Source organism: Lactobacillus sp. HMSC08B12 (genome assembly GCF_001808415.1).
In the GTDB taxonomy this organism is placed as follows: Bacteria; Bacillota; Bacilli; order Lactobacillales; family Lactobacillaceae; genus Lactobacillus; species Lactobacillus delbrueckii.
The window spans coordinates 1-24,840 of the sequence record NZ_KV793109.1 but is presented as its reverse complement, the minus strand read 5'-3'; the positions used below and the strand labels follow the sequence as shown (position 1 = coordinate 24,840).

Sequence of the window (24,840 nt, the reverse complement as noted above, 5' to 3'; positions counted from 1 at the left end):
TTTTGTTATGCTGCTTAGCACCCTTCATATAAGTATTTGGACAATATCTCGGCAAACTTGGCTTTGTCTGAGCCTGACAAGCAGCAGGCTCGGGCGCTTTTTGAGAAAAAATTCCTAAGTTAGCCGGCTGCATCGGCATCAAAGTGAGAAATGAAAATATGAAAAAGATTACCAAATCTGCAATTTTTGTGATTTTTTGAACTATGTCTGGCAAAATGGTTTAAGATTACGTGTTAGGAGTAGAAAAATGAGTAATCTTAAAAAAACAAATATTTTCAAATTGTTAGTAGTTGCAGCCATTGCATTATCCTTTAACATGTTATATTACCTAAATAAGGGGAACCTTAGTAGACTGGTTGTAAACGCAGAAGAAGGAGCTATTACCGAGGAATTCGATAGATCGTATGAAAAAGTTAATGATATTGATTCTAACGATTTATCTGCTGATGAAGTAGAAGAACTGAAAACATATGTTAAACTAGCACCTAAGGTTATTGTTGCGGATGCTAACGAGGATTTGCCAGATGGCGAAATTCCAGGTGGCGATACTTTAGACTTATCTGAGGAAGTTGATGCAAGCGTAGGCAGTACAATTGGCAAGAAATTAATTAAGAAATTTGGCAAAAAATTTGTAACCAAGAAATTGCCTCGAATAATCTATGGCAAATTGCCAAAAGCTGTCATCAAAAAAATCACATTAAAGAAGTTCGAAAAAGCTTGGAATGATCTTTTCTTAGGTAGTGTAGCAGGAATAGTCAGCGAACAGGCATATAATTATATGGTGAAGAATCATGTGCCGAAGTGGGCAGCAAAATCAGCAGCCGCTGTGTTATATGGTGTAATTTGGTATTATCTAAATTAAGATAGGAGAAAATATGGATAAGCTAAAAAAGAAAATGCCGAAAAATAAGTATGCAAGAGCTGCTATCTCATTGACAATCTTTTTTGCCTGCATTCTGCCAATCCAATACTTATTTGAGAAATTGTCATTTAGTACATTTTGGTCAAACTTTCTTGGCTTAACTATTGGTGTGTACCTCTTTCGGAAAATCATCGTTGCTTTGGGAATTCAACGACACAATTTTTAAAATGTCACTTTATTTAGTGGCATTTTTGCCTTTTTAGCGTGTAGTAAGGGAAAAAGGATGGGTGAACTTTTAAAAAATGCGCGGCTTAGTTTAGGCTTGTCGCAAAAAGAAATGGCTGCGGAAGTGATGTCTGTTACGCAGTATTCTAGAATCGAAAATGATCAACAAAGAATTAGGTTTGATGATCTAGTAAAAATACTCCATGCTCATCAAATTGATATAGTATCTTTTATTAATCAATTTTTACTGAGGCGGAAATTAACAGATTGCAATCATGACTATTATTTGCAAAAAATTGAATCCATGTATTGGGAGCGTGATCTTTCGTCAATTGATGAATTACTTGATAAGTTAAAGCAGTTTGGGCAGCATAGGCTCTTAAATCTTTTGACTAAGTTGTTGATTGTGAATGTAAAAGATGGTTTAGATTGTCCAATGGCACAACAGTGTCGTCAGGAATTATGCCAACGCTTGCTAGCAGTTGATAAGTGGACAGATAATAACAACTTGTTGATCTTATTTGCATATGGAGTCTTCATTTTAGACTCTAAGCACTTAGATTATTTTGCTAAACAATTATTTGAGCGATATCAAAGAATCGATGGTATGCCGATTAAGAAAGTAGAAATTTTAGCAATTATCGCTGTTAATTATTTGGCAAATGACCTTCATAAGGGAAGGGGCAGCCATTCGGGTGAAGCTGTTGATTTTCTATACTCATTACCAGCTCATCCGCACTTTTTACTCTATAAACTGCTAGCCAAGTATTATAAAGCGGTAGCTTTAGAGAATGTAGAACAACAAAAGAAGATTTCTAGGATGTTAGCGGAATTTGGTTATAGGGATTTAATAGTTGCGTTTAGTACCGCACCATAATCATTTTTTATGCAAAAAGCTTTCAGATTTTTTCTGGAAGCTTTTACATTTGTCTCTATAAATTGATGCCCTGCTGGCGGAAAAGCTCCTTACGCTTGGCCGCCGGCGACATCCCGTAGTACTTTCCAAATTTTTCATAAAAGAAGGACTTGCCCCGGTAGCCAACCAGGCCGATGATCTGCTTGATCGACAGGTCTGGCCGGGCCAAAAGGCGGACGGCTGCCTCCATCTTCTGCTCGTCAACCAGCTCAATAAAGCTCTGCCCGGTCTTCTTTTTGACCAGGTCGGAAAAATAGTTGGGACTGAGCTGGTAGTAAGCCGCGGCATCCTTCACGCTGGTCGAGACATAGTTTTCACTAATATAGCGGCGGATCTCCCGCTCACTCAAGCTGCCCACTTCATTTAGTGCCCGCAAGGCCAGAGCCAGGGCAGTTAGCAGCTGGCTTTTGAGCAAGACTGAAGATACAGAATCGCTAGTCTGGTACTCATTCAAGGCCGCCAGGAAAGCCGCCCCAGCTGGCCCGTCAACCGCCACCCGGCCGTGAGTCCCTACTTCTTCAGCTTCTCCCAGCATGAGATCCTTTTTCAAGTCTTTCACTGAAAAAGCTTCTGGCAAGACAAGCTGGACTAGGAGCCCCTCTTTCAGACTGGCCTTGCAGTCCTGGCCAGCTGCCATCAGGAACCAGTCACCGGGCTTAACCTGCCACTTTTGCTGGCCAGCCCGGAAGTGCCCCGTCCCCGCTAAAAGCAGCAAGGCAGTCAAAGAGTCATTCTTCCAGCCTTCAGCCTTGTCGCCTAGTAAAACAAACGTACAGGCCGCGGTCTGCCCCTTCCCCTTGCTCAGCGGCAGGGTGGCATCCCCAGCTTCCTGCAATTTTTTCTGCAGCTTGGCAATTTCAGTCATCAGCTCTCTCCTTTCCAGCAAAAACTTATCTTCTTTTTATCCTATACTGGGTCTTACCAGATTTTACCGCTTGCCGGCCAATTTTTCTCCCGCCAGCGGGCCCAGATGGCCAAAAGCAGAGACAGGAAGACCAGGATAAAGGCCGCCCAGAAAATCGCGTGAATAGCCCCGTAGAGGATATTCTCCATCTGGACCAAATCCTGCTTGGGCAGGCTGGCCCGGGTCTTGGCGTCTGATAAGTGGTTGAGCATGGACAAAGTGATCTTGCCTCCGCTAGCCTTGACCCCTTTAGCCAAGTGCTCATTCAAGATGACCCCGAAGACGCTGGAAGAAATCGCCATGGCCAGCATCCGGATCAGGTAGGAGAAGGAAGTAGCAACCGGCACGTCCTGGCTTTCCGCGTCTTCTTGCACCTTAACCTGAAGCTGGTTGAACATGACCCCGTGGCCCCAGCCCTGCAGCATCCCGGCCAGCAAGATCCCCCAGTAAGGGAAATAGCGCGGAGCCACGGCCATAGCCAGGTAGCCTGCCGCCAAAAGCCAGCAGGTGGCCAGCATAACCTGGTAGGCTGACCAGCGCCGGCGCATTTTTTCCACGGACAAGGAGCCCAGCATGTCGGTAAGGGCTCCGGGAATCTGGGTCATCCCCCCGACCAGGGCAGTCGTGGCCATCAAGCCTTCAGCCCACATCGGCGCGTAGACGCTGTAAGCCGACATGGCGGCCCAGATCAAAACGAACAAAGTAAAGTCGACCACCAAGGGGATATTTTTGAACAAGCGGCCTGGAATAATCGGGTCCTCTGCCCGGCGCTCAATAATGACCAAAAGTCCGATGAAAATCAAGGCCGCCGCGAAGATCAAAAGCGCCGTGGCCAGACTGGCTGAACCCACCAGCTGGGTCCCCAATAAGAGGGCCACCACCCCAAAGGATAGGCAGATGGCCCCGCCTAAGTCGACCCTGTGAGCTGGCCGGTCTTTTTTCTCATCCAGGAAAAAGATCTGGATCAAAACGATGGAAATCAAGGCCACCGGGATGTTGATATAAAAGACCCAGCGCCAGGACAGGGCATCAACGATCCAGCCCCCAAAGAGCGGTCCTAATATGGTGGCCGTGGTGAAGAAGGCAGAGACCATCCCCAGCACCTTTAGGCGCTTGTGGGCGTTTGGATAAAGGTCAGAGTAGATGATATAAGGAAGCGACACCATCCCCCCGTTGCCGATCCCGGCCAACAGGCGGAAGGTCAAGAGAAAGGACATCTGCTGGGCGCAGCCCTGGAGCAGCGCCCCCAGCAAAAAGCAGGCAGCCGCGAGCTGGTAGGCCAGCTTGTTCCCCCGCCGCTCGCCTAATTTACTCCAAAGCGGCGTGGAAACAGCCGTCCCCAATAAGAAGATGGCCACCAGCCAGCCGGTATACTCAATCCCGTGCAAATCGGCAATGATCCGCGGCAAGGCGGTGTTGATAATCGTGTTGTCCAGGCCGGACATGACGTTTGACAACATCAAGGCCACGGTAATTACTCGTCTTCGTTGATCTGACATTTTTCTCTCCCACTAAAGTCTAAAAGTCTGTAATTCTAGGATACAACTAAAAAATTTTTCGTTAAAGCTACTTCCCAGATTATTTTAAGAAAAGTGCTATAAATCGGCATTTTCAATCAGTTTGGACAAAGTTTGAATTAGACAGGCCTTGGCAAATCCAATATAATAAAATAAGAATCAATTTGACGAATCAACGGGGTGCCGGAAGGCTGAGATGATACCCATGGAACCTGGCCAGGTAATGCTGGCAAGGGAAAATGCTGCTTATGGTCACCCCAGTTTTGAGGTGACTTTTTATTTTGCAAGCAGAACTGACAATTGACCACTTAACTTTTTCCTACGGGGACCGGGAGGTCATCCGCGACCTGTCCTTAACCCTGCCGGCGGGGACTTTTTCCCTCTTGATCGGGCCGACCGGCTGCGGCAAGTCGACCCTGTTGAAGATCATGGCCGGCCTCTACCCGAAATACGGGGGCCAGCTGACCAGCGGGCAGGTTTCTTTGGGCGGGCGAAGTCAGGCCATGATGTTCCAGGAAGCCGGCGAGCAGTTTACCATGGCCACGCCTAGAGAAGAGATTATTTTTGCCATGGAAAACCTGGGCAAAAGCAAGACAGAATTTGCGGACCGGCTGAAGCTGGCCAGCGAATTCGCGGAAATCGACTCTCTTTTAGACCAGAAAATCGTAACCATGTCCGGCGGGGAAAAGCAGCGGGTAGCCTTGGCCGTCCTGGTCGCCATGGACGTGGATCTTTTCTTATTAGATGAGCCTTTTGCCAGCGTGGATCCGGCGGCCCGCCGCTTCTTGATTGGCCGCTTGGCCAAGCTGAAAGAGCAGGGCAAGACCATCATCATCACCGACCACCTTTTTGACGACTACCAGGGCAAGGTGGACGGGGTCTACCGCTTCAAAGGCGAGCAAGTGGACTTATTGACTAAGGATGAACAAGCGCTTCTCCTGGCTACTGAGCCAATCGACCTGCACTTCCCCCTGCCGGAGAACGAGCCAGCGGCTTTTGTCATGAAAAATTTCGCCATCAAGCAAGGCCGGCCTTTGCTTGAGCAAAAGGAATTAGCCATCCCCAAGGGGAAGGTGACCTTGATCACGGGGCCAAACGGCAGCGGGAAGAGCTCTCTGTTTAAGGCCATGACCAAGTTGCTGGACTACCAGGGCTCTTTGACCTGGGAGGGTAAGGAAGTGGCCAAGCTCAAGGAGCGGACCTACTTCCAGCATGTGGCCCAGATTTTTCAAAATGCGGCTGACCAGTTCATGGCCATCACCGTCAAAGAGGAGCTGGCTTTGAGCCAAAAGCACGCTTCCCCCTACTTCACTCCGGAAGTCTTAGACCAGGCCCTGGCTGACCTGGATTTGGCCGATCACATGGACCAGGTGGTCTACTCCTTGTCGGGCGGGCAGAAAAAGAAGCTGCAGATCCTCTTGATGCTTTTGTCGGGCCAGGAAGTGCTCTTGATCGATGAGCCTTTGAGCGGCCTGGACCAGAAGTCGATTGAGCAGGTCGTGCAGCTTTTGCAAAAGTGCCAGGAAAAGAGCGGGCAGACGATCCTGCTGATCAGCCACCAGTTCTACGGAATCAGCACTTGGTGCGACTACCACCTGCGTCTGGCCGGCAGAGAGCTGGCTTTTGTCCAGGATTAGGAGGAGAAAATGACTAAAAGCAAAATGAATCCCAGCTTGAAATTCCTGCTGACCTTGATTATTTCACTGGAGTTATCTTTTAAGGTCAGCCTTTTCAGCAATGTCATCGTTATTGTTTTATCCTTAGCCTACCTCTTATACCGGCGGATCAAGCCTAAGGCCCTGGGCGGGATGCTTTTGGCAACGGGCTTAGCGGCAATTACCGTCTTTTCTTCAGGCTACATCTTCAGTGACCACCGCGACCTCTGGTATGCTTTGGACATCTCCAGCCGGGCCTTCGTATATACCTTCACCACGGCCTGCCTGACCATTTCAACCACGGCAGAAGAGATGGCCCGGTCGCTGGAGCAGAACCTGCACTTGCCGAGCAAGTTTGCTTATGGAACTTTAGCGGCTTTGAACATCATTCCCCGCATGCAAGCCGCGGTCAAGCAGATCCGGGTGGCAGGGATGATGCGGGGAGTCTACCTCTCCTTTTGGTCCCCGGTCCTCTACTTTAACGCGATTTTGGTAGCTTTAAACAGTGCCGACAACCTGGCCCAGGGGATGGAGTCCCACGGCTACCGGGAAGGCGCTCCGCGGTCCGTGATCGTTGAGGTGCCGCTAACTAACAAAGATTGGCTGCTCTTTATTATTGCGGTTCTTCTTTTGAATCTGGGCGCTTTTTTACTCCCGTAGAAATTGCAAAAAAATTTTATTAAAAGAGTTATAAAATTGACCTAAATCAATTTCTTTTGCCTGGGGAAGGCCTATAATACTAAGTATCAAGAGAAGAAATTACTACTTAAGTAAAAAGAAAGGAAATTACCATTATGAAGAAATTAGACGCTACTACTTTGACTGCTGACCAACAAAAGTTCTTTAACGACGCTTTGGCCTTCGTTGCTTCCGTTGACAAGGACGGCAACCCACAAGTTGGTCCTAAGGAATCATTGACTGCTTTGGACGACAAGCACCTGGTCTGGAGTGAAGTTACCTTCTCCCACTTGTGGGAAAACATCAAGAACGGCAGCAAGGTTGCTGTTGTAGTTGCTGACGTGCCAAGCCACACTAACGTACGCGTGCTCGGCAGCGTGACTATCCACGAAGGCGACGACTTCGCTAAGGAATACGCTGCTAAGGTTGGCAAGAAAACTGATACTGCCGTAGTAGTTGAAGTTGAAGAAATCTTCGCTTAATCAAATCAGCATAAAGAAAATGGCTTCTAGGAGAAAATCCTGGAAGCCATTTTTGTTTACTGTTTATTTTTTCGCCCATAAAAGGCCACAAGCCAGGGCCGCGTAAATTAGGTATAAAATGCCAATTGAGATGTACCCATGGATATTGAAGACAAAGATCAAGACGACAACCACCAAAGCCGCAGCGACCGCGTAGCCAACTACCGGGCTGAGCTTAGTCAAAGGGGCGATTCCCAGAAATAGGGTCAGCAGGGTAATCGCGATCATGCCGGCAATCGCCCAAGATACTGGCCCCGGGTTGCCCAAGGCAAAGATCCACTGAACCGCCATGAACAAGGCCAAGCAGATGCCAGCCAGCAAGAAGACGGTTTTAACGGCTGGCTTAGTTGCAAAGTTTTTCATCATAATCACGCTCCTATTTTCAAAAGACTATTCACTCATATTATAAGTTCAAGTTCACTTTTTGAGCAGTGATTCTTGCGGCAGCCGTCATTTTTTTCTTTTGTTAAAAATTCCAGCTACCAAACTTGAGTATGTTAACGTGCGATTCTTGCTAAGTTTAATAATAACCTTTGTATTTTACAACGTTCTCTTCTGAGCTATGTTTTCTTGCAAAAAGCGGCTAACAGCCAATAACACTAAGGCCAAGAGGTTAAGTGGCAAATTGCCCGGACCAAAAGCGATTGGCGTAATCAGTCCTATAAATGTCAAGGCAAGGCAAACTAGGCCAATAATCAAGAACAGCTTACGGGGAATTTTTTGGCTAAATACAGCTAAGGCTAATTCTGTCAGTAAGACCAAAATTAAAACCACATGGCCAAAAACTGTTACCTTTAAATCAGTCCCTTTGATCGTTCTTAGGGCATTGATGTAGTCCTTTAGATTTGAGCAAACTACCACAGTCAAAAAGCATAGTAAGATTACATCAACCACTTTGACTAAAATCTTTAAGAATTTCATCTCTATCACCTTCGTTTTCACCCAACCCAGGCCATCACGCAGCTGACCAGGCTGACGGCCAAGAGGATGCCGGCCAGCCAATAGTTAAAGACTGCCTTCCCCCGCCAGCGGTAGCTGGCCAGAACCAGACTGACCGCCAAAGCGACAACAGCCAAAGTCCAGTACCAGGTCAAGCCGAAATACAGGCCTACCGCCCGGTCAATTACAAGGCCCAGCAAAAGGCAGGCGCCAATTACCCAAGCTGCTGCAGGAGCCAGCCACTTGCTCAGCCAGACTCCCAAAGCAGCCGCGGCAACGAGCAAAATAAAGGCATCATAAAGCAGTTCTGTTGCCTGCCCATGACTGCCGCTAAAGGCATAACCGGAAGCCGTCTGGCCAACTAAATTAATGATCAGCGACACTGCTGCTGCCGTCAAAAGCAGGTCATTGGCCAGCCACATGTAACGCTCTGTTTTAGTCATCAAAATCATCCCTTTCAATAACTTGTGACTTTATATTTGTAGCTTGGAACAAAACTATCAGAAAAGTAACTTGGCAATTGATGGGGTGGAATAATACCTACTCTATGACCACCACCCCAGCTCTTTTTAGTCGCACCCCAGTAGTACGCCAGTACTACGTACTTAGAACAATAGCTCGGGCTCTTTTCAAATATATTCGATGTAATCTTATAATATGGATTATCTTTTTTATACATGTATCTGTATGCATACGTTGATGCTCGATCGGAATAAATCGGATGATTGTTTCTATAAACAGCTACATAGTCTTTTCCTTTAGTGTGACTCTTAAAGAAACTGGCTTTTGAAACAACTCTTGCATTGTGAGAACGCCATGAATTACCCTTGATCTTTCTATAATTACCCGGCATCTCAATAATATAGTTAGCCGATGTTGCCATAGCCGCATGTCCAACCAATCTTCCGCTAGATCCTGTCCCATAGCAAATTAGAATATCTCCCGCCTTCATCTTGTAACTTTTGCTAGCTGAAATAAAGTTAACAAACGGGCCAACTGCTGTGCGCCCAGAACCCTCTGCGGTTACCACTTCGGGATGATCGTTTTTCTTTTGAAATGGTACTTCATAATTATCATCAGCAACAAATTGTTCAAACGTCAACGTTGGATCAGTTTTTACCGCTTCTAAATAAGCTGGAAAAACTGATTCTTTACACATCTCAACAAAAGTATCCTTAGAAATATTTCCGTCTTTAATAATCCCTTTAGACTCACCTTCACGGTAACACTCTTCAAATTCACTTATGTTCGAATTGCTAGATGCATACACCACAGAAGGCGTTAGCATCAACAATAGCATAAAAGCTAAATTAATAGCCATGTTATATCTCTTCATTTTGTTCTCCTAATCTTAAAACAATATGACTTGGCCAAATCGTAATCCGCTTTCACAGCTATTCTACATCGCTTTTTTTAGCTAGAGAGCAAAATCGCAGATATGAATTAGCGTTTGCAGATCTGCAAATCTTCACAAGAGAAAATGATCGACAAATCTTTCCAATCCAGACTCTCTAAGTATTCCCTTGATCCTTTCCGCCTCCTCATCTTCTCCGGAAAAAAGCCCCGCGTAATACTTGCCAAGCAAGCGGTAGGCCACGAACTCCGGACAGGGCGACAGCTGACCTAAAACTTCAATTGCCTCTTTTGCTGCCTCTGCAACGCCTTCTTTCCTGCAGCGCTGGCAGAAGCTGACACAAGCCTTGCCCACAGCTTCCTGCTGGTCTCTGGAAAAATTATCGATCTGTTGGTACTTGTCAAGCAATTCACTCAGCCAAAAATAAGCAATATCAAACTTCATCAACTGAATCGCCACGGCAAATACAACAATCGCTTCCGTATCATCCATCCAATTGTCCAGACTAAAGAAATAATCCGATACCTCGTTTTTCAGCTGTTCATGATCCTTAAGCTCTGGATCCAGCAGATAAGCCACCAGGTCCCCGCCAACCCGCAGGGCTGTCTTCCCCGTCAGATTGGCCGCCTGCTCTTTCAAAAAGCTCATCTTTTTCCAGTTCCAATCATAAAAGGCGTTCTTCACCCGGAACTCAATATTGATCCAGTCAGCCTCTTTTTCCTCTCGCCGGCTGTAAATCATTTTGGTGAAAAAGTAGCCTAGATCGTAATTATGGCTTTCCAAAAGCTCCAGCAGATCCTCAGCCTTGATCCGCTGCTCCCCGCTCTCAATCCGGGAGTACTGGGCCACTGACATGACTTCTCCCGCCATTCCCTGCTGGGTCAGACCCAAATCTATTCTCGTCTGCTTGAGTAAATCACAGATCTCCATTTTTTATTCAGCTCCCCCTGATAAAACACTTTCACCCTAGATTCTAGCACTAGACTGATTCGTATACAAAAAGCCTCTCCTGTTTATTACCCAGGAGAGGCTAAAAAACTATTCTACTTGTGGTAAGGACTGCCGGAGTTAATCATAAAGGCCCGGTAGATCTGCTCAATCAAAACCAGCCGCATCAATTGGTGGGGCATGGTCAGCTTGCCGAAACTGAAGAGGTCGTTGGCCCGCTTGTTGACCGCGTCACTGGTCCCCAGGCTTCCCCCGATCACGAAAGTAATGTCGGAATGCCCGTAGGTCCCCAGGTCCTTCAGTTCCTTGGCGAACTCTTCACTAGCCCGCTCTTTGCCCTTAATGGCCAGAACGTAAACATATTCCTTGTCCTTGATCTTGCTCAAGATCCGCTCGCCTTCCCGCTTCTTGACCTCTTCCATCTGGGCCGGGCTGAGGCTTTCCGGCGCCTTCTCATCCGGCACCTGCACGATCTCCACCTTGGCAAAGCGGCTCAGCCGCTTCTGGTACTCCGCGATCCCGTCCTTAAAATACTTCTCTTTTAATTTTCCAACGCAAACAATTTTGATATTCATAATGCCCCTATTTTACCATTTTTACTTCTATCCCCATAATTAACAGTTTATCAACCGCCTTTTTCCACAGCTGTGGAAAGCCCTTTTCTAGATCTAGTGGACTAAAGCCGAATTCTATCTAGGTCTAGCTTTTTGCAAAAAAATTTCTAAAATCCCGTGTAACCATTCCACAAACTACCTGTGGACTGGAACTTTTCACAAACAATCACCAAAAAGGCCCGGCCTGCCGCCTTGAACAGACGTTTTAACAAGCCTTTTACCTGTGGAACTTACACACAATCCACAGCTTATCCACAGTTTTTTAGCGATTTTTACTCTGTTTTTTGCACAATTCACAGTCTTTTCCACAGGATTGGGGATAAAGTCTCCTTAAAAATTTCCCTTGACAAGAAATATATACGAACTTTACCTTCCTTTCACCCTGTTTTTGTTTTGAAAAAAACAAATAATCCAGCAGATCTGCTGATCCACTGGATTATTTGTTCTTAAATTAGTTGCTTGCCTGCAGGGTTACCGTGAAGGTCATCGTCTTGCCATTCCGGTTGACCGTAATCTTGACCTTATCACCAACACTGTGGCTGTACAGGATGCTGTGCAGGGTGGCTACGTCGTTGACCGTCTTACCGTCAGCCGCCGTAATCACGTCGCCCTTCTTGATCCCGGCACTGGCTGCCGCGCTGCCTGAAGTTACGCCGGCCACGTACAGGCCCTTCTTCAGACTAGTTGAAATGCCTAGCTGCTTCTTGTAGTAGCTGTTCAGTTCATCAATTGCTGCTACCTTGATGCCCAGTTGCGGCCGGGTGATCTTCCCATTCTTGACCAATTGGTTGACGATCGTCACAACTTCGTTTGACGGGATCGCGAAGCCAATCCCTTCGACGGAGTCGCCACTGCTGGAGCTGGACAGCTTCATGGAGTTGATCCCGATAACCTGACCGTCAGAGTTGACCAGGGGCCCGCCGGAGTTACCGGAGTTGATGGCCGCGTCAGTCTGGATGACCGTCATCTGGTTGGAGTTGTAAGTGATCGTCCGGCTTGGTGAGGAAATGATCCCTTGCGTTACCGTAGACGCGTATTCATACCCTTCTGGTGAACCGATGGCAATCACCGTCTGCGCGGACTGCAGGCTGCTGGAGTCACCAAATGAAGCAGTCTGAGTCACGTACTTGGAGTCGATTGACAAAACTGCCAGGTCACTGGTTGAGTCCTTGCCGACAACCTTAGCGGCAATCGTCTTCCCGGAATCCAGCATGACCTTCACCTTGGCTGCCCCAGAAATAACGTGGTTGTTAGTGACGATGTAGCCCTTACCGTTTGCCGTCGTGTAGATGACCCCGGAACCCTCAGAGTACAAAGTCAAAGACTTCTTGGAGTTGGATGAGTCTGAACTGTCCGAGTCACCGTAACCAAATATACTGTAGATGTCAGAGCTTGATGATGAACTGGAAATGTACTTGTAGTTCAAAACTGAAATAACCGAGTTCTTCACCTTCTTGTAGGCGGAAGTCATCGTCCCGCTGGTAGTCCTGGACTTGTTGACCTTAGTCGTGCCGCTGTATGAAGTCGTCACTGACCCGGTTTCACCAGTGTTGCTACTGCTTGAGCTGGCCGTGGATGATGAAGCATTGCTGTTCAAATTGGCTGCTGACAAGCCGCCGTAGGCAATCCCCCCGCCCAAAAGACCGGCAACGACCCCAATGATGGCCGCTTTAGTTAGCAAACGGTTATTTTCCTTCTTGCGCGTGTTTCTTTGCTTATCTTGTTCTTCAGACATGGTTATCACTCCTTATCGTTGCCATTATCATATCCTAGCTTTTTGAAGTATATATGAACAAAACGTATTAATTAAAAGCTTTAAATCCTCTGTATTATAAATTAATTAAATAACTCGGCGTCATCGGCTCGGTATCGTGCAATTCCAGGTCACTGGCCACGTCAGCGTCTCTGGCCGCCAAAACCTCTTCCGCCACGTCCCGGGCCAAATAGTTTAAATTGTTCTGCTGGCTGCGGTGGGCCATGAAAACATGCTTGGTTTTAGAACTGATAACCCTGGCCAGAGTCTCAGCCGCCTGCTCGTTTGACAGGTGGCCGTGGTCTGACCGGACCCGCTGCTGCAGGCTCCAGGGATAGGGGCCGCTTCTCAGCATCAGGTCGTCATAGTTGAACTCGAGCAAATAAGCATCCGCGTCTTGAATCTCATATTCGACTTCTTCAGACACGTAGCCCGTGTCCGTCAAGCAGGCCAGGCGCTTGCCCCCGCTGGAAAAAACGTAGTACTGGGGCTGGGCCGCGTCATGGCTAGTGGCAAAAGCCGTCACTTCCAAGTCCCCATAGCACTTGGTCTGGCCCGGCTCAATCACATTGATCTGGTCTTTCGGCAGGCAGCCGATCTTCCCGGTCTCCTCCAAGTACTTCCAGGTGCCCGTGTTGCTGAAGGCATTCAGCTGGGGATAGCGGCGCATAAGGACCCCCATCCCCCCGCTGTGGTCGCCGTGGTCATGGCTTAAAAAGACAATGTCCAGGTCCTCGATCGCCACGCCTACCTTGGCTAAAAGCTCCTTGGTCTTCTTGCCTGAAAGGCCGGCGTCCATCAAAATCTTGTGCTGGTCAGTCATCAGCAGGCTGCAGTTGCCCGCTGATCCGCTCGATAATACCGCGAATTGCAAATTTTTTCCTTCCTGCCCTTAATCGTCCAATGTACTGTTTTGCAAAAGCTGGCCGCTGAAGGCGTTGACCCGCTTCAAGCTGCTGCTCTTGCTGCTCTTGTTTTCGATCCAGACCAGCCAGGTCGGGACGAAAATCACGCTGTCCCGGACCTCGGTCAATTTGGTGTAGCCCAGCTTGACCTGCATTACCCGGGAGTTGTCGGCCAGTTCCCGGGTGGTGTAGAGGTTGGTGACCGCCCGCAAGGGGCTGATAGTTGCCTGCAGCTCGCGGACGCTGGACAAGTCAGTCAAGTAGGTCTGGTAGTAGCCCGTGATCTTCTTGTTCTTGACATTGACCACCAGCTGGGCTAGGTTGCTGTAAACCAGGCCGTACTGGGACTTCTGCACGTAAACGTAGCTGCTGTTGCTGGAGAGGTTCTTGGCATAGACATACTGCTTGCCATGCGGGACGTAATTGCTGTCATTCTTGAACTCGCCCACCGTCATCCGCTCCAGCGGAATCGCGGTCTTCATGGTCGCGTACAGGGTCTTGTCCCCTTCAGCGTAGCTGGTGGAGACGTCGCTGCTGAGCTTCTTGGCGGCTTCCTTCAAGTCGCTCTTACTTCTAGTGGCCAGGTAGTAGCCCGAGTCCCCCTTTCTGGACAGGGAAGGAACCGTAATATTGTCTGACTTCATTTCAGCCTTCAAGCTGGTTGAGGTCGTCACCGAATTGGTCGATGAGGTCAAGGTAACCGGGGCCCGCCAAAGCTCAATCAAGAGATAGATGTCGACTAAGCAGAAGAGGATCAGAAAAAGCCATTCAATTTTGCGATGATCCATTTACTTTTCTCCTTCCTTTGAGCTGGCAGAGCTTGCTGATACGGCGGAACTTGAACTGGAGCTGCTGGAGCTGGAGCTTGATTCAGCCGCCGGCTGGCTGCGGCTGCTGGAATATGCTTCCTGGCTGCTGGCCGGTGCCTGGCTGACGCTGGAACTTGCGCTTGAGTTGGCTTCACTGCTCGACTCATTGCTGGAAGAGCTGGAAGATAAGTAGCTGCTGGAGCTGGGACTTGACCCCTCCATTAACTGATCCGTGTTTTCCGCCTTAATCTTCTTCCAGCCGGCCAGGCTGTTCCAGCTGCCGCCAACCTTGATGAAGTAGGTCGGCATCAGGGTAATCAAGTCGCTGCGCTTCTTGTCGGCCTGGATATGGTAGCCTATGGTGATTTTTTCAATTTCGCTTTCCTTGATGCCGATGCTATTCAGCTCCTTCAGCAGGGTCGCGGTTTTCGGCAAGGTCTTGACATGGCCGTCATACGGGATCGGGATCTGCAGGTTCATGCTGCTGAAAGCCACGCTGACCGACTCCGTCCCCATGGTTACCTGGGTCTGAGCCAAAGCGTCGTTGGCAAAAATCGGATAGCCTTCAATATAGTTGATGTAGGACACCGTCTTGCCGCTGCTTTCAAAAAAGCGCAGGTCCTGTTCAGCCAGGCCCAGCTGCTTGACATAGGCGGCACTTTCCAGCATCTCCTGGGTGGCCGTCCGCTCCTGGCTGGTCAAGTAGTTCTGGTACAGATACTGGTGGTCATTGCTCTTGCCTTCCTTAGGAATCTGCAGGCGCTTGGAATAACCAGCCGTGTAGACAGTGCGGCCGTTCTTAGCCACTGACTTCCGGTAGCTGCTGCCCAAGAGCCGGGAAGCATAGTAGCTGCTGGACTGGTAGCTGATCAGGTAGCTGTATTCCTTGGCCTTGATTTCCTTGGCATAAAAAGGCACGTAGAGCTTCTTTAAGTGCAGGAAGCTGACCTCCTGCCGGTCTTGGGCGCTCTTGACGTACTTGGCCAGCTGCCGGAAGGAGCCGGACTTGATCTTTACCCGGTAGACCCGGCTGCCCTTGTCGTTGCCGAAATAGAGGTAGCGGGTCTTGCTCTTGACCGGGACAAAGACCCGGTTGAACTGCAGGCTGGAATTAGCTTGTTTTTTGCCTAAAAGGACCGTGAAATTGATCTGGTCCGGGTAGGCAAACATAATATAGTTCTGGTCAGCCAGCAGTCTCTCATAATCACTGGCCGTGGTTGACATTTTCTCGATCGTCCCCAGCTTGACCTTTTCCAGGTACTGGACAAACTTCAAAGGCAGGTTCCGCTTGGCGTCATGGACCTGGTAGCGGACCCCGTTTTGAAAGACATAGGTCTGGCCCGGGGCGTAAAAAGACTGGACATTCCGGTAGTGGGTCGACAAAGAAGCCGAGCTCTGGGAGGATGATTCATTGCTGATCCGGCTGAAGCGCTGGTCACTGGTCATCACCGTGACCCAGAGGCCGATCGAGATCAAAATCACGGTCAAGGTCGCCAGGTGGAGGAGAAAATCATTGAATTTGAACTTGAATTTAAACTTCATCCCATTCATCCTCCTCATCCATTGGTTCGTAAGGTAGGGCAATATAGAAGGTTGACCCATGCCCTTCCCGGCTGTCCGCCCAGATCCGGCCGCCATGGGCCGTCACGATTTCCTTGGCGATGGCCAGGCCCAAACCGGTCCCGCCTTGGGCCCGGGACCGGGCCTTGTCTGCCCGGTAGAAGCGGTCAAAGATCTTACCCAGGTCCTTCTTTGGAATCCCCAGGCCCTGGTCGCTGATGCTGAGCAGGATCTGGTTCTGGTTCTGGGTCAAGCGGACCGTGATGGTCCCCCCGTCAGGGGAGTACTTGATAGCGTTGTTCATGATGTTGTCGATCACCCGCATCATCTGGTCAGTGTCGATTTCCACCCAAAGGGCCTGGTTGCCCAGGTCCCGCTTGATCACGTATTCCTTGGTATCGCTCTGGGCCTCGCCCTGGTCATGTTCGACAATCATGTCGAAGCGGTTGAGCAGGTGGGAGACAAAGTCAGTAAAGTTAACCCATTCCGGTTCCAGCTTGGTGGCTCCCCGGTCTATTCTGGACAGAACCAGGAGGTCGTTGACCATCCGGATCATCCGCTCAGTTTCCTTTTGCGTCACATCCAAAAACTGGGGGGCAATCTCCGGATCCTTCCAGGCCCCTTCATTCAAGGCTTCAATATAAGCCCGGACACTGGTCAAAGGAGTCCGCAATTCATGGGAAACATTGGAAACGAACTGCCGCTGCTCGTCTTCGTTCTTGATCTGTTCAGTCACGTCGTGCAAAACACAGACGGCCCCGGAAACAAAGCCCGTGACCCGCTTGATCAAGGTAAAGCTGGCGTGCAGGATTATTTCATCATCCGTGCCGGCATTGACCGTGACCTGCATGTCGCTTTGGTTGGAGATCAAGTCCTGGGAAGTGTAGTCCTCCCCCAGGCCTAAAACTTGAGAAATCGGCTTCTTGATCGCATCTTCGGCCTTGACGTCCAGGAAGTCCTGGGCCATCTGGTTCATGATCGACACATTCCCGTGCCGGTCGGTCGCGATCACCCCGTCAGTCATGTGGGACAGGACGCTGTCCAGCCGGCGGCGCTCAGATTCTGACTGCTCATTGGACCGCTCGATCTTGACTGAGAGGGTGTTAAAGGCCGCCCCCAGCTGGCCCAGTTCGTCATTAGAGTAGATCTTAACCTGGGTTGAGTAGTCCCCGTCAGCCACCTGGATGGCCTGCTGGCGGAGCTCTTCAATCGGCCGGGTTATTGCCCGGGAAATAAACATGGAGGCAATCGCCGCCACGACTACGGCCAAAAGTGAGGCCGTCAAGAACATCATCGAAATATTTCGCAAGTTATTGAAGACGTCAGCCATGCTGGCCCGGACGTAAACCGCCCCGACGATGTTGGTTCCGCTGGTCAGAGGCACGATCTGAACCATGAAGCTGCCCTTCTGGTCACTGGCAACCTGGGTCTTCTGCTGGCCGGAGTTGATCACTTCCCGGATATCGCCGTTGTTAGACAATTGCCCCACCCGGTTCTTGTCGTTTAAGTTGGACACGGCCCGGATCACGTTCTTGCTGTCCACGACCTGGATTTCAGAAATCGCATCATTGCTGTAGTCAGTGATAATCTGGTTCATCTTCCGGTCAGCACTCTTGCCGTTCTTGACCAGCTGGGCAGTCAGCTGGTCGGTCACGATCGACTGCAGCTGAATCGTGGTTTGAAAGTTGTTGATGCTGGTCTGTTCCATCTGCCGGGTAAAGTAGGCCCCGATGATTTCAATCGTGGCCAGCAAAAGGAGCATGAAGATAAGAGCGATCTTGGTCTGGATCGAGCTGACCGCGCGCTTAAGCAGGTTGGTCTTCTCTTTCTTCACTTTCTCTTTGCGTGCTTTTTTATCTTTCTTCATTAATCCATCCACATAAAGAAAGCCACCTCAAACAGTGGCTCCCAAATTATTCTTCTGTTTGCTGCTTGATAAAGTAGCCGACTCCCCGCCGGGTAACCAAAATCTTCGGCCGGACCGGATTGTCCTCGATCTTTTCCCGCAAGCGGTGAACCGTAACGTCAACCGTCCGGACGTCACCAAAGTAGTCGTATCCCCAGACCGTCTGCAAGAGGTGCTCTCTGGTCATAACCTGGTCCATGTGCTGGGCCATGTAGTAGAGCAGCTCGAATTCCCGGTGGGTCAGTTCGATCTTTTCCCCGTTCTTTTCAACCAGGTAGGCATCCGGCTTGATCAGCAGGTTGCCGATCTGGATGTCATTGCTTTCCTGTTCTTTTTCCTTCTGCTGGTTAACTTCCACTGCCTTCTTGACGATGTCCCGGCTGCGCAAATTGGCCTTGACCCGGGCCACCAGCTCACGGTTGGAGAAGGGCTTGGTTACGTAGTCGTCCGCCCCCATTTCCAGGCCGAGGACCTTGTCGATCTCACCGCCCTTGGCAGTAACCATGATGATCGGCATGTCATGGGTCTGGCGGACCTCCCGGGCTACTTCCAGCCCGTCTTTCTTCGGAAGCATTAAGTCTAAAATCATTAAGTCAGGGTTGTATTCTTCAACCTTCTCGACAGCTTCCTCGCCGTCATAAGCGGTCTCTACATCAAAACCCTCTTTGGTCAAGTTGAACTTGATGATATCGGAAATCGGCTTTTCGTCGTCAACGACGAGAATTTTTTTAGGCATTATGAACCTCCTTCACTGTGACTATTATACTTGATTTGCCCGCGAAATTAAGAAAATTACAATTAATGTAAAAAAGAAGATTGCTTTTACTGAAATTTATGGCATAATAAAATTGTTGGTTGACACGGGTCGTTAGCTCAGCTGGCAGAGCACCGGACTCTTAATCCGGGTGTCCAGGGTTCGATCCCCTGACGACCCATCATCTCTAAGCACTGCGCTCGCAGTGCTTTTTTTATTTTACAGCAAGCGGGGGACTTTTGATGAGTAAAAAGACTTACTACTACCACAGCGAAAGCGAGGACCTGGTCAGTTCCGCCCAGCAGGACTTCCAGCTCCCAGATGACTACCAGGTCTTCCGGAAAGGGGCGGCTTGGCAATTCTGGAACGGCCTGGTCCGCAGCCTGGCCTGCGCCTTTGCCTGGCTCTACTCCCGCCTCTTCTTACTAGTTAAAGTCAAAGGCAAGGAAAAGCTGCGCCCTTTTAAAAAGCAGGGCTATTTTGTCTATGGCAACCACACCCAGATGCTGGGTGACCCCTTCACCCCCATGACCATCGTCAACCCCTACCACTACTATGCCCTGGCCGCCCAGGCCAATTGGGGGATTCCTTTTTTAGGCAAGTACGTGATTCCGGCAGCTGGCCTGCCGGTTGGGAAAAACATCAAGCAGTCCATCCGCCTGCTCAAGGACGTTAAATACGCCTATGAAGAAAAGCAGGCGGCCATCGTCATCTACCCGGAAGCCCATCTTTGGCCCTACTACACCAAGATCCGCCCTTTCCCGGCGACCAGCTTCAACTTCCCGGTCAGCCTGAAGGCCCCGGCTTTTGCCATGACGACCACCTACCAGCCCTGCCGCTGGCGCAAGCGGCCGAAAATCACGGTCTACATCGATGGCCCCTTTTACCCGGACGAGAAGCTGGGCAAGAAGGCGGCTCAGGAAAAGCTGCACGGTGAAATCGCCAAAAGCATGCAGGAGCGGGCAAAATTGAGCACTTGCGAGTATTGCTCGTATGTTAAAATTGACAGTAAGAACTAGGACTTTTTCTACTAAGGAGGCAAAACCATGAACTTTCTTTTTTGTGGTGACCACAACGCTGAAAGAGGCGTGCTGATTGCCGTCTTATCCCTGCTCAAAGCCGAACGCGGCGAAGAGGTTCACGTCTACATCCTGACCATGAGGGCCAAGAGCAAATCCAGGTCCTTCAAGCCCTTCAGCCAGCACGCGGCCGACTTCATCCGCTCGCTCATCGTGGCTGACAACCCCAACAGCAGCCTGGAGCTGATCGACTGCACCGAAAACTTCATCAAGGAACCGCCGACGGCCAACATGGGCACCCGCTTCACCCCCTACGCCATGCTCCGGCTTTTTGCCGACGAACTGCCGCAAATTCCCGACCGCATCCTCTACCTGGACGATGACGTGATCATCCGCCGGCCGATTGACCAGTTTTACACCCAGGACTTGACCGGGACGGAACTGGTCGGGGTCCTGGACTACTTTGGCCGCTTCTTCTTCCACAATCAAAAGAAGATTTTTGACTACTTGAATTCCGGGGTCCTCCTTTTGAACATGCCGGAAATCAAGCGGACTGGCCTCTTTAAACGGGTCCGCCACTTGATGCAGGTTAAGAAGATGTTCCTGCCTGACCAGACGGCCATCAATAAATTAGCCAAAGAAAAGCGGATTGCCCCGCGTAAGTACAATGAGCAATACGCCCTCCAGGACGATACAGTCATCCAGCACTTCACCACCAGCTTCCGCTTCTTCCCTTATTTCCGCACCCAGACGGTCAAGCCTTGGGACGTGAAACGGGTCCACAGCGTCTTGCACCTGCATGAGTACGATGACTTGTTAAACGAATACCTCAAGTTAAAAGATCAACTATAGTTACACGTGAAACTTACGGGTATCACAGAGATTAAATGAAAAACAAATAGGAAGGTGTACAAGATGATTATTGGTGACCACCGCCTGGACGTCATCCACAATATCGAGCTAGCTGCAAACAACCGCAACTTTACGACGAAAACCGAAATCGGCGACCCGCAAATGTCCATGGAAGAGCGGGTTAAGCTGGTTGAGGACTTCTGGGCCAAGCAGGATAAGTTCAAAACTAAGGCAGAAGGCCTAGCCGGCAACCTGATCTTGCAGACTTTGACGCAGAAATTTTTTGGCAAGATTCAGGTAACAGGCTTAGACAAACTGCAACACCTGGCTAAGGGCGGGGCCATCGTAACCGCCAACCACTTCAACCAGGTCGATGCCTTAGCCGTCAACCGCCTAGCCCAAAAGGCCCACCACCGGATGGAGATCGTGATTGAAGACACCAACTTGAAGCTGCCGGGCTTCTTCAGCTTCATCATGAACAATATGGGGTCCATTCCCCTAGTGCAAAGTCCCAACTACATTGGGCGAGAATTCATCCATCACCTCAGCCACGCCTTCAACAAGGGCCACTGGGTCTTGATTTACCCAGAGCAAGAGATGTGGTGGAACTATCGCAAGCCAAGAAAGCCGCAGCGCGGGGCCTACTATTTCGCGGCTAAGTGCAACGTGCCGATTATTTCAACTTTTGTGGAGATTCAAGACCTGCCAGACGTTGAAAAAGATAACGAGCACTTTTACCAAACACGCTATACCCTGCACATTTTGGAGGTGCTGTATCCGGACCCAACCAAGTCGGTGAACTTTAACGCGACGGACTTGATGGAAAAGGACTATGCCTTGAAGGTACAGGCTTTTGAAGACTGCTACCATAAGAAACTGGACTACGACTTCACTCCATGGGATATCGCCGGCTGGCGCGGTGAAGATGATTAATGAATAAAAGACGCAGAGCATCGAGGTGCTCTGCGTTTTGCTTTCTATTCGACTTTATCTAGCAATTTACTGTCAACAATTTTCTCGATTTGCGCCACATCTTCACTAGAGAGCTTGAAACCCTTTTCCTTCAAAATAGCCGCAATCGAATTCACGATGTTCTGCTTTTCCTGATTAGAAAAGCCAATCCGGCGGTAAAGAGCAACGTAGTCGGCAAGAACTTGCTCTACTATAGCAACGAATTGCTCTAGCTTTCGGTTCTTTACATGGATTCGCCTTAAGATAGTTAACAAGGCGAGGCTAGCGAGCCAGATGGCAAACGCAATTAATTCTGGATATACACTTATATGCTTTTCACCTCAGTTCTTGATAGAATGTGCTAAAATCAAAACATAAATTAATTTTTCAAGAGGTAATTATGGATACTACTAATAGCATAACCTTTACTAGCAAGCTAACATTCTGGGATAAGTTTAAATGCTTTTATTTGCTACACCTTTGCAGTCTTATTTTTTTAATACGATTTCAAAAGAAGTGGCAAAAGATTCTTATTTATCTGTGGTATACCAGTGTTTGTGGCTTTTCACTTGCGATTCTTGTTGTTTCCTATCCTTTTGTCACCATTAAAATGTTTATTGATGTCTTTTTAACGCTATCTTGTTTTTCGTGGGTACCAGCTATCACTGCATTCCTAATTTCACTAAAGTGCCCATCTATTATAAATCTTAAGCTTTCACCCGATAATAATTTAGGAAGAGCGCCTATAGTAAAAATAGGTGATTCAAATTCACAGATAGTATACTTAAAAAGTTCTTTACTACTTGATACTAAGAATTTCTATTTGATAATGTGCCCAAATTATTTGCCAAAGCATAAAAGCAGAGTATTCTATAGCTTCATTTCCAAAAGCCAAAACACTACAGCGCTATCTAAAGTCAACTTTATAGCTTCCGTAAAACCACATTTTAAAAAATTCATCAAGTTGCATATTTGATGTTAAAAAATACGAACTTATTAGTCTGGGATTCTAACCTACTAACAACCCGGTAAACAATTGTGGAATAAGATCTAATAAGACTGAAAGAGTCCCTCCACTAATAAAAATAGATACTCCAGCTATTGCAACAACCGTTGAAAAGCCAATTAAGGTCTCCCATGATTTCTGATCAGTTTGACTTTGGGATACGAGCTTCGGAACATCAACGTTTGGAATTTTCGTGCCAGTAAATAGATCTGTTGGCTTTGAAGTGACAGTGATAACTACAGACAGTTCATTATCCAATTGCTTATCCTTAGCTTCTAAAATATGGTAGATAAATTTAAGCTTGCTTTCACCAGAGTTGTTAATCGAAGCTTCTATCGCCACGTTACCATTGGTAATGCTTGCGCTTGAGATCACCTTATTTGCTTCGTTTACAACCGCATCAACACCATTTCCTTTAATATGTCCTGAAGTTTGAAGCCAATTGGCAAAACTGATTGAATCTAACTTACCGTTTGAAATAGTAATTGCAGGAGATTCATCAGCTACTGACAGCGAATTAACCAATTCTACTGAAATCTTTAAAGAAGGGATATCCACTAATTCAATCTTCTTGTTGAACTCAGCAGATACCGACTTACCAAAGCCCTTTAGTACATCAGCTGCTACTTCCCTATAAGAAATAGTACCGTATAACTGGGGAGAAAACTTATTGACACCGGCATCTTTGCCAGAAGCTGCTACTTGGTCAATATCCGTGCTGCCGATTGGATATTCGGTGAACTGGTCAAAAGCCCAATTTGTTGGCATTCTGAAACCGAGATTACCACTCCAGCCATAGGACATATCCGCCACGAAGCTGTACTTCATCCCAACTTCTTCACCATGCAAGCAGACATTTCTAGTACCATAAATACCTGGCTCATATGGACTAAGCTTCACGGCATCGATGACGCCTTTCATATAAGGAACGACTGTCCCTTCAATGTCGCCATCTTGAATATCGACATCTACTGCAAAGTAAATTACTGTCCCACTTGGGAAGCCTAGCTCAGCTGCTTTCTTAGCAGCAGTAATCCCATCTTGGTAGCCGCGGTTTCTGCTAAAGTATTCGATCTCGTACCCACCATCTTCATAGATTGGGAAGACCCGCAGCCCCGCAAGCCGCAACGCGGGGCCTACTACTTCGCGGCCAAGTGCAACGTCCCGGTGATTTCGACTTTTGTGGAAATCCAGGACCTGCCAAAACTGGAAAAGCAGAACGAGCACTTCTACCAGACCCGCTACACTGTACATGTTCTGGACGTCCTCTACCCGGACCCGACCAAGACGGCCAGCGAGAACGCCAGCCGCTTGATGGAAGAAGACTACAAGCTGAAGGTCCAGGCTTATGAGAGAGTCTACAAGAAGAAACTGGACTACGACTTCACCAGCTGGGACATTGCCGGCTGGCGGGGAGAATAATTTTTCAAAGCAAAAAGATCATGAAGGTAAAATTCTCCTTCATGATCTTATTTTTTATAAAAAATTACTTGACGTATTTTTCAGCAACCTTCTTGCCCAGCCAGACAGCCACGAAAGAAGCAATGTAGGATACGATAAAGCATGGGATCCAGGCTTCCTTGCAGCCGTTAAGGTAGGCGGTCATCCGCGCTGCCTTAGGGATGGATTCGTTGTAGAAGATGCTTGCGCCGGTACAGATAAAGGTGTTGAGCGTGTTCAAAACGGCGGAAGGGATGATCCCTTGGACCAGCTTGAAAGCTACCGTGCCTTCCTGCAAGTGGAAGAGGCCGGCAAACCAATCACCCCAGGCATTGTAAGGGATGAACAAACTGAAGAAAAAGACGATCAGGTTGATTTCCGCGGTCAATTCAAACAGGTTAACCCAGTTGAAAGGCAGGTGGTTCAAGAAGATGATGAAGATTGCCATCACCAAGCCCATGAACATGGACAATACAGAAGTCAAAATGGTGCCGAAGTGGCTTTTGTAGAACATGGTAGTACTCCGATCTTAAAATGTCTGTTTTACAACAGGTGGTACAAGTTATTCTCACTGAGCCAGCCCAGGTAGAGTTTTTTCCAGGAAGCAGCTTGAGGGTCGCTAAGAGAATGATCTGGCCGGCCATCAGTCCGCTTGTCTGCCAAGGACATTCCGTGATTGCCCTTTTGATACATATGGAACTCAAACGGAACTTTATTTTTGGCTAGTGTAGCGTCATGATGATATTTTGGAA

26 protein-coding genes, 1 tRNA gene, 2 pseudogenes and 1 riboswitch are annotated in these 24,840 nt (G+C 48.5%); of the genes and pseudogenes, 10 read left to right on the top strand and 19 right to left on the bottom strand.

Annotated elements, in window-relative coordinates; all coding sequences use genetic code 11:
* The coding region (locus HMPREF3168_RS10415; RefSeq protein WP_210384538.1) for a hypothetical protein at positions 1-214 on the bottom strand (214 nt) is incomplete at its 3' end.
* A gap of 33 nt (positions 215-247) precedes the next feature.
* On the opposite strand from HMPREF3168_RS10415, the gene HMPREF3168_RS01375 reads away from it, so the two are divergent.
* On the top strand, positions 248-862 hold the full coding sequence (locus HMPREF3168_RS01375; RefSeq protein ID WP_013438954.1) for a hypothetical protein: 615 nt from the start codon (positions 248-250) through the stop codon (positions 860-862).
* Between the two features lie 283 nt (positions 863-1,145).
* Positions 1,146-1,964, top strand: a complete 819-nt coding sequence (locus HMPREF3168_RS01365; RefSeq protein ID WP_083289572.1) for a helix-turn-helix domain-containing protein — start codon at positions 1,146-1,148, stop codon at positions 1,962-1,964.
* Positions 1,965-2,019: 55 nt separating this feature from the next.
* On the opposite strand, the gene HMPREF3168_RS01360 is transcribed toward HMPREF3168_RS01365, so the two are convergent.
* Together HMPREF3168_RS01360 and HMPREF3168_RS01355 are read right to left on the bottom strand one after the other, a co-directional pair.
* On the bottom strand, positions 2,020-2,868 hold the full coding sequence (locus tag HMPREF3168_RS01360) for a helix-turn-helix domain-containing protein (protein WP_013438951.1): 849 nt from the start codon (positions 2,866-2,868) through the stop codon (positions 2,020-2,022).
* Positions 2,869-2,921: 53 nt separating this feature from the next.
* On the bottom strand, positions 2,922-4,406 hold the full coding sequence (locus tag HMPREF3168_RS01355) for an MFS transporter (protein WP_070488085.1): 1,485 nt from the start codon (positions 4,404-4,406) through the stop codon (positions 2,922-2,924).
* Between the two features lie 185 nt (positions 4,407-4,591).
* Positions 4,592-4,679, top strand: a riboswitch (TPP riboswitch).
* A 26-nt stretch (positions 4,680-4,705) separates the two neighbouring features.
* Here HMPREF3168_RS01355 and HMPREF3168_RS01350 point away from each other — a divergent pair.
* The 3 genes from HMPREF3168_RS01350 to HMPREF3168_RS01340 all read left to right on the top strand — a co-directional run bounded on the left by HMPREF3168_RS01350 (position 4,706) and on the right by HMPREF3168_RS01340 (position 7,239).
* A complete protein-coding gene (locus HMPREF3168_RS01350) occupies positions 4,706-6,061 on the top strand; it encodes an ATP-binding cassette domain-containing protein (protein ID WP_016395966.1) in 1,356 nt (451 codons plus the stop codon).
* 9 nt (positions 6,062-6,070) lie between these two features.
* Positions 6,071-6,739 carry an energy-coupling factor transporter transmembrane component T family protein gene (locus HMPREF3168_RS01345; RefSeq protein ID WP_003611643.1) on the top strand — a complete coding sequence of 223 codons (669 nt, stop codon included), beginning with the start codon at positions 6,071-6,073 and terminating at the stop codon, positions 6,737-6,739.
* A gap of 134 nt (positions 6,740-6,873) precedes the next feature.
* A complete protein-coding gene (locus HMPREF3168_RS01340; RefSeq protein ID WP_002877735.1) occupies positions 6,874-7,239 on the top strand; it encodes a pyridoxamine 5'-phosphate oxidase family protein in 366 nt (121 codons plus the stop codon).
* Positions 7,240-7,302: 63 nt separating this feature from the next.
* Here HMPREF3168_RS01340 and HMPREF3168_RS01335 read toward each other — a convergent pair whose 3' ends face one another.
* The 12 genes from HMPREF3168_RS01335 to yycF form a co-directional block, all read right to left on the bottom strand.
* Positions 7,303-7,644, bottom strand: a complete 342-nt coding sequence (locus HMPREF3168_RS01335) for a hypothetical protein (protein ID WP_013438947.1) — start codon at positions 7,642-7,644, stop codon at positions 7,303-7,305.
* 174 nt (positions 7,645-7,818) lie between these two features.
* Complete coding sequence (locus HMPREF3168_RS01330) at positions 7,819-8,199, bottom strand: hypothetical protein (protein ID WP_013438946.1); 381 nt, start codon at positions 8,197-8,199, stop codon at positions 7,819-7,821.
* A gap of 17 nt (positions 8,200-8,216) precedes the next feature.
* Positions 8,217-8,660: a hypothetical protein gene (locus HMPREF3168_RS01325; protein ID WP_225209190.1), complete on the bottom strand. Its 444-nt coding sequence runs from the start codon at positions 8,658-8,660 to the stop codon at positions 8,217-8,219.
* Between the two features lie 14 nt (positions 8,661-8,674).
* Positions 8,675-9,553 (bottom strand): hypothetical protein, encoded by an 879-nt coding sequence (locus HMPREF3168_RS01320; protein ID WP_013438944.1) that lies wholly within the window; start codon positions 9,551-9,553, stop codon positions 8,675-8,677.
* A gap of 132 nt (positions 9,554-9,685) precedes the next feature.
* Complete coding sequence (locus tag HMPREF3168_RS01315; RefSeq protein ID WP_016395963.1) at positions 9,686-10,501, bottom strand: helix-turn-helix domain-containing protein; 816 nt, start codon at positions 10,499-10,501, stop codon at positions 9,686-9,688.
* 113 nt (positions 10,502-10,614) lie between these two features.
* Complete coding sequence (gene rlmH / locus HMPREF3168_RS01310) at positions 10,615-11,094, bottom strand: 23S rRNA (pseudouridine(1915)-N(3))-methyltransferase RlmH (RefSeq protein WP_003620648.1); 480 nt, start codon at positions 11,092-11,094, stop codon at positions 10,615-10,617.
* Between the two features lie 490 nt (positions 11,095-11,584).
* The gene (locus tag HMPREF3168_RS01305) at positions 11,585-12,868 is read right to left on the bottom strand and encodes a S1C family serine protease (protein ID WP_070488082.1); all 1,284 of its coding nucleotides are present in this window, start codon (positions 12,866-12,868) and stop codon (positions 11,585-11,587) included.
* 94 nt (positions 12,869-12,962) lie between these two features.
* Positions 12,963-13,760, bottom strand: a complete 798-nt coding sequence (locus tag HMPREF3168_RS01300) for an MBL fold metallo-hydrolase (protein WP_035184071.1) — start codon at positions 13,758-13,760, stop codon at positions 12,963-12,965.
* 18 nt (positions 13,761-13,778) lie between these two features.
* Positions 13,779-14,579 (bottom strand): two-component system regulatory protein YycI, encoded by an 801-nt coding sequence (locus HMPREF3168_RS01295; protein WP_070488080.1) that lies wholly within the window; start codon positions 14,577-14,579, stop codon positions 13,779-13,781.
* On the bottom strand, positions 14,580-16,142 hold the full coding sequence (locus HMPREF3168_RS01290; RefSeq protein WP_070488078.1) for a two-component system activity regulator YycH: 1,563 nt from the start codon (positions 16,140-16,142) through the stop codon (positions 14,580-14,582).
* On the bottom strand, positions 16,132-18,027 hold the full coding sequence (gene walK, locus HMPREF3168_RS01285; protein WP_050951949.1) for a cell wall metabolism sensor histidine kinase WalK: 1,896 nt from the start codon (positions 18,025-18,027) through the stop codon (positions 16,132-16,134). The genes HMPREF3168_RS01290 and walK overlap by 11 nt, the downstream gene beginning before the upstream one ends.
* A gap of 46 nt (positions 18,028-18,073) precedes the next feature.
* Positions 18,074-18,802 (bottom strand): response regulator YycF, encoded by a 729-nt coding sequence (gene yycF / locus HMPREF3168_RS01280; RefSeq protein ID WP_003611890.1) that lies wholly within the window; start codon positions 18,800-18,802, stop codon positions 18,074-18,076.
* A gap of 126 nt (positions 18,803-18,928) precedes the next feature.
* On the opposite strand from yycF, the gene HMPREF3168_RS01275 reads away from it, so the two are divergent.
* From HMPREF3168_RS01275 to HMPREF3168_RS01260, 4 genes are all read left to right on the top strand, one after another.
* Positions 18,929-19,001: transfer RNA gene (locus tag HMPREF3168_RS01275), tRNA-Lys, on the top strand.
* A gap of 61 nt (positions 19,002-19,062) precedes the next feature.
* Positions 19,063-19,839 carry a lysophospholipid acyltransferase family protein gene (locus HMPREF3168_RS01270; RefSeq protein WP_035174936.1) on the top strand — a complete coding sequence of 259 codons (777 nt, stop codon included), beginning with the start codon at positions 19,063-19,065 and terminating at the stop codon, positions 19,837-19,839.
* A 27-nt stretch (positions 19,840-19,866) separates the two neighbouring features.
* Positions 19,867-20,691, top strand: a complete 825-nt coding sequence (locus HMPREF3168_RS01265) for a glycosyltransferase (protein ID WP_003611910.1) — start codon at positions 19,867-19,869, stop codon at positions 20,689-20,691.
* Positions 20,692-20,754: 63 nt separating this feature from the next.
* A complete protein-coding gene (locus HMPREF3168_RS01260; RefSeq protein WP_070488076.1) occupies positions 20,755-21,624 on the top strand; it encodes a 1-acyl-sn-glycerol-3-phosphate acyltransferase in 870 nt (289 codons plus the stop codon).
* A 44-nt stretch (positions 21,625-21,668) separates the two neighbouring features.
* Here HMPREF3168_RS01260 and HMPREF3168_RS01255 read toward each other — a convergent pair whose 3' ends face one another.
* Complete coding sequence (locus tag HMPREF3168_RS01255; protein WP_003616266.1) at positions 21,669-21,917, bottom strand: hypothetical protein; 249 nt, start codon at positions 21,915-21,917, stop codon at positions 21,669-21,671.
* 734 nt (positions 21,918-22,651) lie between these two features.
* Positions 22,652-23,776 carry a glycoside hydrolase domain-containing protein gene (locus HMPREF3168_RS01245; protein ID WP_246825666.1) on the bottom strand — a complete coding sequence of 375 codons (1,125 nt, stop codon included), beginning with the start codon at positions 23,774-23,776 and terminating at the stop codon, positions 22,652-22,654.
* Here HMPREF3168_RS01245 and HMPREF3168_RS01240 point away from each other — a divergent pair.
* Positions 23,747-24,070 (top strand): annotated as a pseudogene (locus HMPREF3168_RS01240) (1-acyl-sn-glycerol-3-phosphate acyltransferase); the annotation flags it as partial. The gene HMPREF3168_RS01245 and the pseudogene HMPREF3168_RS01240 overlap by 30 nt on opposite strands.
* Positions 24,071-24,134: 64 nt before the next feature.
* Here the strand turns inward: HMPREF3168_RS01240 and HMPREF3168_RS01235 are convergent.
* Entirely contained in the window at positions 24,135-24,602 is a 468-nt protein-coding gene (locus tag HMPREF3168_RS01235) for a hypothetical protein (RefSeq protein WP_070488071.1), read from the bottom strand.
* A 29-nt stretch (positions 24,603-24,631) separates the two neighbouring features.
* Positions 24,632-24,840, bottom strand: a pseudogene (locus tag HMPREF3168_RS01230) (hypothetical protein); the annotation flags it as partial.